Below are 12,542 nucleotides of genomic sequence, written 5' to 3' on the forward strand. Positions count from 1 at the left end.
CTTGCAGCGACGGACCTCGGGACGCTCTTACACCACGTCTGCGCGCGCCACCTGATGTAATTCCTCATAGGTCCAATAAAATAGGCTCTTTATCGATAATAAATATCGTTAGAGAGCCTATTTGACCTAAAGAATATGTGACTATCTTGGCAACAGTACTCATATTTGGCATTTTTTGTCCACGGGGTATAGAGCTAACCCCTCAAACAGCCCAAAACGCCTATTTCGATGCGCGCTCGGCCGCCTCGATCACGTGTTTGGCGAGGATCGCCGTCGTCACAGCGCCCACGCCGCCCGGCACGGGCGTGATGGCGTTAACGACCGGCTCCGCAGCATCAGAATCGACGTCACCCACCAGCTTGCCAGCGGCCTCGTCCCAATTAATGCCAACATCAATGATCGTCTGGCCCTCTCGAACCGCATCCACGCCAATCGTACGCGCGCGTCCAACGGCGGCAACCACAATGTCGGCAGCACGGCACTCGGCAGCAAGGTCGTGCGTATGCGTATGGCACGTCGTCACTGTGGCATTGCGAGCCGTAAGCATGGCGGCAACGGGACGGCCAATCACCAGCGACCGACCAACGACCGCGACCTTGGCCCCATCCAGCTCAACGCCGTAATGATCCAGCAAAGCAAGCACGGCTTCGGCTGTGCAGGGGGCAAAACCCTCGCCGCGCCCCGAAAGCGTGGTGAGCAGCGAAGCCGGCGTCATGGAGTCAACGTCCTTGGCAGGATCGAGTGCCGCGGCAACCGCGTCCTCGTCAAGGCCGGCGGGCAGCGGGCGGAACATCAGGCAGCCATGAACAGACGAATCGGTATTGATGTCCTCGATGGCCGCCAACAGCTCGTCCTGCGAAACATCGGCGGGAAGCAAAACGCGGCGAGCCTCAATGCCAACCTTTTCGCAGCGCTTGAGCGCACCGCGCTCGTAGGATAGGTCGTCCTCGCGTTCACCCACGCGCACGATAGCCAGCGTCGGCACAACGCCGCGCTCGCGCAAAGCCACGCAGCGAGCAGCAAGTTCCTCAGTCAAAACGCGAGCAACGGGGGCACCCTTCAGCAGTTCAGCCATGGCTATCCCCTCTTCCTTGCGGCGTCGGCGGCGCGGCGCGCCAGCGCATCGGCGCGCGGCAACCACATGTCGAGCAACTCATCACACGCCGTCTCGAGCTCCTCAGCACGAGCGCGATCCTTCATAGACGTGGTGTTCGCAAAGAGCGTCAAGCTCGCGCCCTGCATAGCGGAACGGCAGAACACGGCGCCGCACGCCACATCGGACAGCAGCTGACGCGAACCCTTGTCGGCCATGTCCTCGAGCAGCGCCAGTGCACGCCCGCAGGCATCCATAATGCGATACGGCGGCATGGCGGCCACATGCAGCGCATCCTGAATCGCGGTCGCTCGAGCCGGATCGCCACGCGGAATACCGTACGCCGCGGACACCTGCCCATATGCACGAACGTCCTCGGCAACCAACTCGACAAGCTCCTGGGCCAGCTCATCAGCCTGGGCAAACGCGCGCGTCAGGTCATCCGCGCGATCGGCAAGCGCGGGGTTGGTCGCGCCGTAGCGCGCGACCATCCCGCACAGCGAGGCGCCCAGCGCGCCCACAAAGGCGCTCGCGCTGCCACCGCCGGGAACCGGCTCGCGTGCGGCAAGTGCCTCGGCAAACTCTCGACAGGTTTTATCCATCATCTCTTGGCTCATACGCACGCACCTTCAAGTCATATACATCGGTCAGGCGGCAACCGCCGACCAACCGCATCGAACACGTAATGGTGCTAAGTCTAGCCCATAAGCACATGGGCGTCAGCGCACCTGGCCATCGCGGATTTCTATGACGAACGATAGGCCATGCCAACGCAAACATGGGACACATGGCCCACGTTTCGAGACTCCCGGGCAGCGGCAACTGGGGCATACATATAGGTAAGGAGCCCCATGTTGGGGCAACGCTCATCACGGCACCGGACGACGAATGGAGGAATCACCGCACAGCAAACAAAGTCATCATGTGCACGCGCAACCGCCGCCCCAGCGATCCGCGGCACACGATGTCCCTGGCAGACAAGGAGGACGCCACCATGAAGAAAAAGACCCTATCAATCCTTTCCCTTTGCATCGCCCTCTTTGCCGCATTTGCCCTTGTCGGCTGCGGCGGGAACGCATCGGGCGGGGGCAGCAGCGCATCCAAGAGCGAGGGCAAGGAAAAGGCCCCCGTCGCCAAGAAGACCGACTTTATCTGGTTTAAGGTCGAGATGCCCGAGGGCGTCGGCGTAAGCGACTCCGCCGGCAAGAATGCCGACAGGGTCCAGCTCACCTTCCCCGAAGACGAGAACGCCTCGGCCGATCGCTTTATCCCCGTTTGGAAAAAAGCGATGACAGCCGAGGAATCCCACGCCGACCAGGCAGAAAAGAAGGGGGATACGTTCCAGTGGAAGGATGGCGGGTCCGTCGAGTATAACGGCAGGATGTGGCTCGTCGGAACATACGAGGACAACAGCGGCATCTCAACCATGCTTTTTACCGACGTTGAGCCGGGAAGCGTCTACGTCCTCATCTCGAACTTCGACCAGCACAAGAAAGAAGCCGAGACGCTCCTCAACTCCATCGAGTTCCCCGATGACATGGCAGAGGCAGTTTCCGAGGCGCGCGAAGTCGAGATTTCGAGCATCGAGCTCAAGTAACGGGACACCCGCACGCGCCTACGCGCACCTGCGCACATGCGCCCCATTAAAGCAACGGGCACCCAACCCCGGGGAGGGCCGACAGGCATCGGCCCTCCCCTCTTTTGGACCCGCGCATATTGCCACTTGTCGGCGCAAATCCGGCCCTCAGAATGGGACACATGGCCCACCCTAGCGAGCCGTCCACGCGTACAGTAAAGGCAGGTAATCCATGGGCGGTTACAGATCGAGGAGGACACGACCATGAAAAAGAAGGCCTTTGCGATTCTCACACTCTGCATCAGTCTCCTTGCCGCGGTTGCCCTGGTGGGTTGCGGCGGAAGCGGCGGCGCTACCGGCAGTGGCGGTGGCGGCGGCGCAGAAAAGCCAGCCGTGGATATGAGGACCGACTTCATTTGGTTTAAGGTCGAGGTGCCCGAGGGCGTCGAGATCACCGACGTTGCCGGCGACACCGCCGACAGGGCCCAGTTTAAGTTCACCGAGAGCGAGCACGCCAGCGATCGCTTCATCCCTGTCTTCGACTCTGACAAGAACGCTGACGAGCTGTTCGACTACGAGGCCAAATGGAAGGCCAACTTTGAGTGGACCGAGAATGATCCCGTCAAGTACAACGGCAAGACTTGGCGCAACGCTTCCTATACACACTCGGGCGGCGTAACGACTGAGTACTTCACCGAAGCAGGCGGCGGCAGCGTTTACGTGAGCATCGACAATGTCGAGGAGCACAAGGACGCCGTCGAGACCATGATGAAGTCTCTGGAGTTTGCCGATGACATTGCCAAGGCCAAGACCGAGGCCATGGACGTCAAGCTCGACGATATCGAGATCAAGCGCTAAGCGACTGGCGAGCGCAACGGGAAACACGGTCGCAGAGCAAACAAGCGACGGTACCCCAGCGCTTCGTACCCAGGGAGGGCCGGTAAACCGACCCTCCTTTTCTTATGCCGATAGCCGGCGAACGCGAGGGTGCCGGGCGGCAAAACCACCCCCAGCGCGGTAGCAGCACAAATAGACAAGCGCCCCAACGCGTCCGCCCGCCGATTTATGGCGCCACGCAGACAATTAAGCCAACACGTTTAGACATCCGGGCAGCATAGTGAACAAAATGAGTGCATAACCGCACCCTGCGAACGGAGGAGTTATGACCGAACACCACGCCATCAGCCGTCGAGCATTCACGTTGGGCCTAGGACTCGCAGCATTGTCGCCATTTGTAAGCCTGCCCGAAACCGCGGGATTGGGCCTTCCCGTGCGCGCGGCATTTGCAGAAGACGCTGCCACAGCGTCAGTCAGCCTCGACAATTTCGTCATTCGCCTTCGCCCCGCGGGCTATTTTCGCACCGCGAGCGTCAACCAAGACGGCAACGTTCGCGGCAACGTCTGCCACCTGTTTAACGACGGCACGTCCAGCAAGCTCATCCTTGAGAACGTAACGACCAAGAATGACGATACAAACTGGTATGCTATCCGCACCTTGCTCAATTTCGAAGAGCATAAAAAGACGGGCTACAGCATTTGGTCGGTCGACGACGACTCGGACAAAGATGGAAAGGTCATCCACGTATGGGGCGGCGAGTATGACAACAAGCCCAGCCGCGCTTTTGCGTTCGAGCGTCAATCAAACGGAACCTATATCATCCGAGACCGCACGGTCGAGAAAGAAACCGAGAAAAAAGACATTAAGTACCTGGCAATAGAATCGAACGGCGAAGACCAGGACAACAATAAGATCTGCCATAAGAGTAAGAGCATTCCGTGGGAGCTCGAACTTATCGGTTACGACATGAAAAAGAACGATGCCACGGTTAGCAGCCTCGACTGGATCACGTACAGCAGCTACGTCGATGGGCCATGTTGGATGAAATACGTCGACGACAACAAGTTCCTCGACGAGCTGAGCATCCCGGGTACGCACGATTCGGGCACCTGCAGCGTGGACAACGACACTGAGCCCCAATCCTCGCAAGTAAAATGCCAGCAGGATTACATTCCCACGCAGTTGCTCGAAGGCATTCGCTATTTTGATATCCGGCTCGGAAAGGGCGACGACCCCGGTATCGACCACGGGGATTACTACCTGCTCAAAAAAGACGCGTACTTTATGCATCTTTCCGATGTCATAGGCTACTTCAAAACGTTTTTGAACGAAAACCCGACAGAAGCGCTCATCATGCTTGTATCACGAGGCAACGACGAGGCTACCGACGAAAGTGTTACGACGGCTTTCGCCAAGGTTTTGGACGACAACCCCAAACTGTTCTATACGTCGAGCCGAATCCCCACGCTACACGAGGTGCGCGGAAAGATCGTTCTGCTGCGTCGATTTAGGCTCGCCGGCAACAGTGTAAGCGGCCACACGTGGGGCCTCGACCTTACCGAATGGGATGACAAGATCAAGGCTCACTCCGACAGCGCCACTATGTGTGTTCGTCCAAGACGCGCGGGGCTTTGAAGCCGCGGGGGAAACAGGCGACAAAGAGCCCTATTGCACCAAGGTATACGCCCAGGACAAGTACAAACTCACGGGAACCGACAAGCTCAGCTGGGTCGATAATGCGCTGAAGGAAACGACCGGGCGCACGCGCAACGAGGTAGATGTCGAGGACGATAACGGGGCCAAGGAGCAAGTCCTGGAGCGCTGCTGGTCTATCAACTACACCAGCTGCACGGGCTTGTCGCACGGAGGCAATCCTTTTACCTCGGCACGAGTAGTCAACGAGCATCTGTATAAGAGCCCGTACATCAACCCCAGCGGCACCGAGGATACAAAGTCAGATTACCTCAAGCACATTGGCATCATCGCATCCGACTTTGTTGATGCGGCGCTGGCCCGGAGCATCTACCAGCGCAATTACGATACGGAGCACAAGCAGACGGCTTCGTACTATCTCCCGTACTATCTCCCGACCCGCATGCGCATGACGTACGGCGACTCGCTGAGCGATGCCTCATTCCAGGATGGCAAGACCGTTGGCGAGGGTCATTTCCGCCTTGCCGACAGCAGCAACGCGCTCAACGCGACAGCTTCGGGCCATGCGTTTGCCATTGAATACGTGGATGTCGACGCCCTGGGCAACGAGACCGTTACGGGGCTGCAGGGCTCTGTGCCCATCGATATCGATCCACGCGCGCTGACGCCCCATTTTGAGGGACTCGAAGGCCTTAAGGCCGGCGAAGACGTGCGCGCCAAGATTGCGGCATCACTCGAGGGCAAGCTCGAAACCGATGCCTGCACGGCCCAGCTCGAGTTTGTGCACGACGCGAACGGCGCTCCGGGCACGGCAATGGCCGAGGGCGAAACATTTGCCGCAGGAACGTACTGGGTGCGCGTGAACGGTCTCTTGGGCGACGCGGCGCAGAACTACACGCTCGCCAGCGACGGAGCCGCAAGCTTTACCGTAGCGGCCTCGGGCAGTGCAGGCGGCACCGGCAGCGACACGGGTTCCAACGCAGGCGGCGCCGACAAGAACGGCAAGAGCAACAAGAGAGGCCAGGGCAAGAGCTCGGGCGGAAAGCTCGCCAACACGGGCGACGGCTCTGGCGTTGCCGCCGGGCTCGCTGCCGCCGCCGTGGCGACAACGGTCGCCGGCGCGGCAATGCTTGCCAGTGACCGCGAAAACGCTGGGGACGACAGCGAATAGGCAAGCCCGCCTTTTAGACACATCGACTCAATCGGGGGCGCAGGACACCGTTCTGTGCCCCCGATTTTTACCTTGGCCCGAACGCCGCCATGGGCTACATCACCATGTTCAGCGCGTTAACAAACTCCTGGGCCTTCGCACGACTGCTCAGACTAAAGACGCAAGCGGTTAACAGTCGATTGCGCAGGAAAACGTCGCGACCCTTGATCCTGTTAACGCCCGTGATGTCCTTAAGGTAGACAATCTCGATATGCTTGCCGCCGAAAGTACCCTTCTTGAGCACCTCGATGCGGTTAGGGTAGATCTTGACGTCTTTAAACCTGCCCGAACCTTTGTCCTGGAACAGCAAGGTGTTGTTGTCCATGCGTGTCACTCCCATGGGGTTCGCTAAAACTGCCTCTATGGTCACATTTTAGTCACTTCGGGAATCCTGCACGAAGGCGCTAGGCGACATTGGAATTCGAGTCCGCGCGAAGACCTTTAATGAAGTGCCCAGCACTTCCCCGCAACACAAAAACGGGGCAGTCCGCACTTCTGCGGACCGCCCCGTTCCTCTAACTATCGCATCGCAGCGCCAACCGGCTGCGCTTCCCTACTTCCCAAAGATCGCAGCGAGCAAGCCCTTGCGTTTGGGCTTTTCTTCTCGGTAGGAACCCTCGACGGCGGCTGCAACCTGGCGCGGTTGCTCGCCGCCTCCACGGCGCACGATCTGGTACAGAAACGGCGACTTAACGTATTTGACCTCGATGGGCGTGGCGTGCACGGTGCTCTCGCCGGACAGATGAAGGCTCAGGTTGAGCGGCGCCACGATATGCGTCTCGCGCTTGTCGCTAAACACCACCGCGGCCGCGCGGCCCGTCTGGCCGTTCACGGCGATGCGCACCTGCTCGCCGTCGCGGCTATCCGTCGCCGGACGATCGACAAAGTAGACCGGCACCATCACCAGACCGTCCTTTTGCTTGCGGGCCTTGCGCGCCCACATGCGAATGCTCTTTTTATTGAGCCCCAGTACCGCCTCGGCATCGTTGCCGGCAATGTCGAGCGCCAGCTTATCAATGACCACCTGGTCCTTGGTAGATGCATCGACGGAGACAACGCGAAAGTCGCCCTCCTGCATGGCAGGATCGAACGGCCCCACCTTGCCAAAGTCCCACGGCTCCAAAATGCCCATAAGACGAACGTCCAGGTAGTTTGCCCGCGGATACGCCCAATCGAGTACCTCGTAGTACACCAAGGTCTCCTTGCTCAGGCCCTTGCCCGGGAAGCTCGCCATCATACGCAGGTCCGCCAGCGCCATGGGGAAATAGAAGAGCATCATGTCGTTTTGGATCGCGTCTTCCACGTCGTGCCCGGCAAAGGCATCCGGGTACTGGCGCACCAGCTGCAGCGCGTTGGCACGTGCCTGCTGCGGTGAGATTTCGCAGGGAATACCCTGCTCCGGCACATACTCCGCACCCACGCCCATGGTCAGACGTTTGCTAAACGTACCGGGCTTGAGCAGGTCGGCAATGCCGATCTTGTTGCCGCAGGACGGGCACTCAAACACACGCTGCGTTGACTCGCCCTCAAAGGACGCGCCGCAGAAGGGGCAGGGAATGCTCACGTGCGTGGCTTCTTGGAACTCCTGCGCCGTGCCGCGGTCCTCCCATAGCAGATGCTCCAGAACCGACTGATTGCGCCAGTGCGAATTAAAGAAATACCAGTCCGGGTCCTCCGGGCGCTCGAGCTGCGACACATGGGTGAGCTTAAGTAGCCCATCGACAACCGTCAGCGGCGCATGGCGAATGCCCAAAGCGCTCTTGGGCTCCCCCGCATCGGCCTGCCACGGAACGACCGTGCCGCAATAGGCGCACTCAAAGCTGCGTTTAGCCTGGTGTGAGTACATAGGGCCGCCGCAGTTTTGACATTTAATGGCAAACATCTCGTCCATGGAAACGTCCTCCTTTGCACAGGGGCTGTCGACATAAAGTATGTCGAGCAAACAGGCACATGCCCATACCCATGTGGCCCAAAATGGACCACCCAGGCAGACGAGAAGGCTCGCTCGTTAGCACCGGCAGACCATTACTGCATTTTCTGAGCATCGGTGCACAGCGCCTCCGCGCGAGCTACACTATCCCCTTAAACATGATTGTGAGGACGACCGCTATGCTATTTGTAAATCGGCTGGTACATACGCTTGTTCCCGGCAGCGAGGGCGAGCCGGTCGATACCTCCTGCCGCACCAACGCGGGCTTCGCCGCAAGCCTCATCTGCATTGGCCTCAACATCACTCTGTGCCTGGCCAAGGGCATCGCGGGCCTGCTCGCCGGCTCCGTCTCCCTCATCGCCGACGCTTTCAACAACCTCTCCGATGCCTCGAGCAACATCGTAAGCCTGCTCGGGTTCCGCCTTGCCAGCCGCCCGGCAGACGAAGGCCACCCCTATGGCCACGGCCGCTACGAGTACCTAGCCGGTCTGTTCGTCGCCGTCCTGGTTTGCGCCGTCGGCATCAACCTGATCCTCGAGTCGGTCACCAAGATCATCAAGCCCTCCCCCACCGCCTACACGCTGGTCTCCCTAGCCGCTCTCGTCTTGTCCATGCTCGTCAAATTCTGGATGGCCGCATTCAACCGCGCGCTGGGCAACCGTATCGATTCCGAAACACTCATTGCCACAGCGCAGGACTCCAAAAACGACGTCATCACCTCGGGTTCGGTCTTGATGGCGGCGCTTATTTCGCAGACGACCGGCTTTGACCTCGATGGCTGGGCAGGCCTGGGTGTGGGCATCTTCATCTGCATCAGCGGCATGGGTCTAGTGCGCGACGCCATCAGCCCGTTGCTGGGACAAGCGCCCGACCCCAAGCTCGTTCAGGCAATCCGCGACAAGATCATGTCCTATCCGCAGGTCTTGGGCACACACGACCTGATGGTGCACGACTACGGCCCCGGTCGTCAGTTTGCCAGCGCCCACGTGGAGATGCCCGGCGAGGGCGACGCATTTGAGCACCACGAGATTTTGGACACCATCGAGCACGACATCAAGCGCCAGATGGGCATCGGCATCACGTTGCACTGTGACCCCATCGCCACCACCGGCGACGACCTGCGCGGCTGGGTCAAGCGCGGCATCATGCAGATCGACCCCGCGCTCTCCATCCACGACCTGCACGAGCACGACGGGTTCGTTTCGTTTGACCTTGTGCGTCCCGACGGCTTTGACATATCCGACGAGGAGCTGCTGGAGCTCGTCACGCGCATCGTGCACGAGCGCCGACCCAATGCCTCATGCGTCGTTACGTTTGACTCGGGCTTTAGCTCGCCCGACCGTCCGGCCGAGCAGCTGTAGCCCGCTTAACAGCTAGTTTCCCTGAGCGCCCGAGATGCCGTTTTGCAGAGCGTTCCAGGCATCCGTCGCCATGCCGCCCAAGTTCTGAGCGGTGTCGCCCAGGTTCTGGGCCGTGTCGCCCAGCTCTTGGGCCTTATCCCCAAGCTCCTGTGCCTTGTTGCTCAAGTCCTCCAGCGTATTGGAACTCGAGCTGTCGGTACCGCTTTGGCCGTCGGGCGAGTTGCCCGAGCTATTCTTGTGCGTGAGTTGAATTTCGAGGTTGCCGCTGTCGTTATAGTAAGCAGAAGTAACGACCCAGTTGGCATCGATGACGGGCGTTGAGCCATCATCAGTCAGGACCACGGCATTCGAAAGATTGGCGCCGCGCGACTTGAGAAGTTTCTTGGCGTTGGACCAGTACTGCCCCGGGATATCGCTCAGATCGACGGTGCTAGACGAGGCGGACTCGGTTTGCTCGGCAGCGGTATCGGCCGTTGAACTCCCTCGTTTGTTGAGCATGCCCGACACAATGGCAAACACAACCGACAGCGCAAAGAAGATCGCCAGCACGATGAGGATCTTCTTGATCACGCTCGACGAACGCGACGGCTTCTTCTCCTCGTCCTCGCCATATTGCGGAATCGACTTGGGGTACTCGCGATACGGCTCGCGCGACTCGTAGCGAGACTGCGCCGTGCGAGGCATATACGTCGTCTGCTGAGGCTGCGGAATGGGATTTTGTGGCAGGTCATCATAGGGATTCGGCGTCGAGGCGGCATAAGAATCCTGCGGCGCGTAATCAAACGGGTCCGGAGCTGCATTGCCATAGGGGCCTTGCGAAGATGCAGCGTAAGAATCCTGCGCCGTGTCGCCATAGCCCATAACCCGGGTGGGCTCGGCAGAAGGCTGCGTCGCGGCGGGGTCGGTATAACCGGGGTTGGGAACAACGCGGGTCGCATCGGCGCTATCGCCAGCCTGCGCGGAGCCGTAGCCGCCCATCACGGTTGTCTTGTCCTGATCCATGCAACGATTCCTTTCCGTCGCGCGTGAGCATCAAGTTATCCATGCATTCTACCCGCGCAAAAGCCTATGATGGGCAGAGCCCGTCGGTATCTACAAGACATGCGCGGGCCTAAGGATAAAAAAGCCCCGCCGGGCCTTGTGGGCACGGCGGGGCGGACAAGCAGCTATGGGCAGCAGGCTTAGAACAGGCCGGTGATGTTGCCGTCGTTGTCGACGTCGATGTTCTCGGCCGCAGGGACCTTGGGCAGGCCCGGCATGGTCAGAACACTGCCAGTCAGTGCGACCACAAAGTGGGCACCGGCGGAAACCTTGAGCTCGCGCACCGTGATGCGGAAGTTCTCGGGAGCGCCCAGGGCCTTGGCGTTGTCGCTAAAGCTGTACTGCGTCTTGGCCACGCACACCGGCAGGTTGCCAAAGCCGTTCTCGCGCAGCTCGGCGAGCTGGCGCTTGGCGGCCGGCGTAAAGTCAACACCGTCGGCGCGGTAGACCTTGGTGGCAATGGCCTCAAGAGCGTCGGCCACATCGGCGCCGTCCTCATAGGCAAACTTGAGCTCGCTCGGCTGCTCAATCAGACGCATGACCTCATCGGCAAGCTCGAGCGCGCCCTCGCCGCCCTTGGCCCAGACCTCGGAAAGCTTAACGTTGACGCCGAGCTTCTGGCACTCGGACTCGATGAGCGCAAGCTCGGCCTCGGTGTCCGTCGGGAAGCGGTTGATGGCGACTACGCAGGGCAGACCATAAACGTTCTGGATGTTGTCGACGTGACGCAGCAGGTTGGGCATGCCGGCCTTGAGTGCCTCGAGGTTCTCCTCGTTGAGGTCGGCCTTGGCGACGCCACCGTTGTACTTCAGCGCACGAGCGGTCGCGACGACCACGACGGCGCTGGGGCGAACGCCCGTCATGCGGCACTTGATGTCGAGGAACTTCTCGGCACCCAGATCGGCACCGAAGCCGGCCTCGGTAATGGCGACATCGCCAAAGCGCATCGCCATACGCGTGGCCATGATAGAGTTGCAGCCGTGGGCAATGTTGGCGAAGGGACCGCCGTGGACAAACGCGGGCGTGCCCTCGAGCGTTTGCACCAAGTTGGGCTTGAGCGCGTCCTTAAGCAACGCGGCCATGGCACCCTGGGCCTTAAGGTCGCGGGCACGGACGGGCTCGCCGGCAAAGCTGTAGCCGACGACGATCTCGCCCAGGCGCTCCTTGAGGTCGTTAATGCTCGTAGACAGGCACAGGATTGCCATGACCTCGGAGGCGACGGTGATATCGAAGCCGTCCTCGCGCGGCACGCCCTGGGCCTTACCGCCAATGCCGTCGATGACGTGGCGCAGCTGACGGTCGTTCATATCGACGACGCGCTTCCAAGTGATGCGCTTAACGTCAATACCGAGCTGGTTGCCCTGCTGAATGTGGTTGTCGAGCATGGCGGCCAGCAGGTTGTTGGCAGCACCGATGGCATGGAAGTCACCGGTAAAGTGCAGGTTGATATCCTCCATGGGGATGACCTGAGCCCAGCCGCCGCCGGCAGCACCGCCCTTAACGCCAAAGACGGGGCCAAGCGAAGGCTCGCGCAGGGCCACGGCGCTCTTGACGCCGCGACGGCGCAGGCCGTCGGCCAGACCGATGGTCGTGGTGGTCTTGCCCTCGCCCGCAGGCGTTGGGTTGATAGCGGTCACGAGGACGAGCTTGGCCTGGTGATCAGTCGGCTCGTTGAGCAGGGAATAATCGACCTTAGCCTTGTCGAAGCCGTACGGAATCAGGTGCTTAACGTCGACGCCGGCGTTCTTGGCCACCTCGGTAATAGGCAGCGGCGTGACAGAACGTGCGATTTCGATGTCAGTAGGCATGGGCGGTCCTTTCGTTACCGAATGAGAAAAAG

At 60.2% G+C, this 12,542-nt stretch carries 11 protein-coding genes; 5 read left to right on the forward strand and 6 right to left on the reverse strand.

Features of this window, described 5'->3' with window-relative positions; all coding sequences use genetic code 11:
- Positions 1 to 220: 220 nt before the first annotated feature.
- Together DW645_RS03640 and DW645_RS03645 are read right to left on the reverse strand one after the other, a co-directional pair.
- Positions 221 to 1,075: a bifunctional 5,10-methylenetetrahydrofolate dehydrogenase/5,10-methenyltetrahydrofolate cyclohydrolase gene (locus tag DW645_RS03640; RefSeq protein ID WP_118226330.1), complete on the reverse strand. Its 855-nt coding sequence runs from the start codon at positions 1,073 to 1,075 to the stop codon at positions 221 to 223.
- A 2-nt stretch (positions 1,076 to 1,077) separates the two neighbouring features.
- On the reverse strand, positions 1,078 to 1,710 hold the full coding sequence (locus DW645_RS03645) for a cyclodeaminase/cyclohydrolase family protein (RefSeq protein WP_055250908.1): 633 nt from the start codon (positions 1,708 to 1,710) through the stop codon (positions 1,078 to 1,080).
- 377 nt (positions 1,711 to 2,087) lie between these two features.
- Here DW645_RS03645 and DW645_RS03650 point away from each other — a divergent pair, with 377 nt between their 5' ends.
- From DW645_RS03650 to DW645_RS03665, 4 genes are all read left to right on the forward strand, one after another.
- Positions 2,088 to 2,690 carry a hypothetical protein gene (locus DW645_RS03650; RefSeq protein ID WP_147356625.1) on the forward strand — a complete coding sequence of 201 codons (603 nt, stop codon included), beginning with the start codon at positions 2,088 to 2,090 and terminating at the stop codon, positions 2,688 to 2,690.
- A 243-nt stretch (positions 2,691 to 2,933) separates the two neighbouring features.
- Entirely contained in the window at positions 2,934 to 3,527 is a 594-nt protein-coding gene (locus DW645_RS03655; protein WP_055250912.1) for a hypothetical protein, read from the forward strand.
- A 304-nt stretch (positions 3,528 to 3,831) separates the two neighbouring features.
- Entirely contained in the window at positions 3,832 to 5,142 is a 1,311-nt protein-coding gene (locus tag DW645_RS03660; RefSeq protein WP_118226334.1) for a phosphatidylinositol-specific phospholipase C domain-containing protein, read from the forward strand.
- Positions 5,114 to 6,331, forward strand: coding sequence for a hypothetical protein (locus DW645_RS03665; RefSeq protein WP_118226336.1), 1,218 nt, complete (start codon positions 5,114 to 5,116; stop codon positions 6,329 to 6,331). The genes DW645_RS03660 and DW645_RS03665 overlap by 29 nt, the downstream gene beginning before the upstream one ends.
- A gap of 94 nt (positions 6,332 to 6,425) precedes the next feature.
- Here the strand turns inward: DW645_RS03665 and DW645_RS03670 are convergent, their stop codons facing one another.
- Together DW645_RS03670 and DW645_RS03675 are read right to left on the reverse strand one after the other, a co-directional pair.
- Entirely contained in the window at positions 6,426 to 6,695 is a 270-nt protein-coding gene (locus DW645_RS03670; protein ID WP_118226338.1) for a hypothetical protein, read from the reverse strand.
- A gap of 228 nt (positions 6,696 to 6,923) precedes the next feature.
- Positions 6,924 to 8,261 carry a hypothetical protein gene (locus DW645_RS03675; protein WP_117778466.1) on the reverse strand — a complete coding sequence of 446 codons (1,338 nt, stop codon included), beginning with the start codon at positions 8,259 to 8,261 and terminating at the stop codon, positions 6,924 to 6,926.
- A 218-nt stretch (positions 8,262 to 8,479) separates the two neighbouring features.
- On the opposite strand from DW645_RS03675, the gene DW645_RS03680 reads away from it, so the two are divergent.
- On the forward strand, positions 8,480 to 9,661 hold the full coding sequence (locus DW645_RS03680; RefSeq protein ID WP_117806232.1) for a cation diffusion facilitator family transporter: 1,182 nt from the start codon (positions 8,480 to 8,482) through the stop codon (positions 9,659 to 9,661).
- Positions 9,662 to 9,673: 12 nt separating this feature from the next.
- Here DW645_RS03680 and DW645_RS03685 read toward each other — a convergent pair whose 3' ends face one another.
- Both DW645_RS03685 and DW645_RS03690 read right to left on the reverse strand, forming a co-directional pair.
- On the reverse strand, positions 9,674 to 10,663 hold the full coding sequence (locus DW645_RS03685; RefSeq protein WP_118226340.1) for a hypothetical protein: 990 nt from the start codon (positions 10,661 to 10,663) through the stop codon (positions 9,674 to 9,676).
- Between the two features lie 179 nt (positions 10,664 to 10,842).
- Positions 10,843 to 12,510: a formate--tetrahydrofolate ligase gene (locus tag DW645_RS03690; RefSeq protein ID WP_089572156.1), complete on the reverse strand. Its 1,668-nt coding sequence runs from the start codon at positions 12,508 to 12,510 to the stop codon at positions 10,843 to 10,845.
- Positions 12,511 to 12,542: the final 32 nt, after the last annotated feature.

Source organism: Collinsella sp. AM23-17, assembly GCF_003470945.1.
Taxonomy (GTDB): Bacteria; Actinomycetota; Coriobacteriia; order Coriobacteriales; family Coriobacteriaceae; genus Collinsella; species Collinsella aerofaciens_O.

Coding starts and splice junctions, on each gene's coding strand:
- DW645_RS03645 (WP_055250908.1), bottom strand. CDS start 1,710: ATGAGCCAAGAGATGATGGATAAAACCTGTCGAGAGTTTGCCGAGGCA.
- DW645_RS03685 (WP_118226340.1), bottom strand. CDS start 10,663: ATGGATCAGGACAAGACAACCGTGATGGGCGGCTACGGCTCCGCGCAG.
- DW645_RS03690 (WP_089572156.1), bottom strand. CDS start 12,510: ATGCCTACTGACATCGAAATCGCACGTTCTGTCACGCCGCTGCCTATT.
- DW645_RS03660 (WP_118226334.1), top strand. CDS start 3,832: ATGACCGAACACCACGCCATCAGCCGTCGAGCATTCACGTTGGGCCTA.
- DW645_RS03640 (WP_118226330.1), bottom strand. CDS start 1,075: ATGGCTGAACTGCTGAAGGGTGCCCCCGTTGCTCGCGTTTTGACTGAG.
- DW645_RS03675 (WP_117778466.1), bottom strand. CDS start 8,261: ATGGACGAGATGTTTGCCATTAAATGTCAAAACTGCGGCGGCCCTATG.
- DW645_RS03670 (WP_118226338.1), bottom strand. CDS start 6,695: ATGGACAACAACACCTTGCTGTTCCAGGACAAAGGTTCGGGCAGGTTT.
- DW645_RS03650 (WP_147356625.1), top strand. CDS start 2,088: ATGAAGAAAAAGACCCTATCAATCCTTTCCCTTTGCATCGCCCTCTTT.
- DW645_RS03655 (WP_055250912.1), top strand. CDS start 2,934: ATGAAAAAGAAGGCCTTTGCGATTCTCACACTCTGCATCAGTCTCCTT.
- DW645_RS03680 (WP_117806232.1), top strand. CDS start 8,480: ATGCTATTTGTAAATCGGCTGGTACATACGCTTGTTCCCGGCAGCGAG.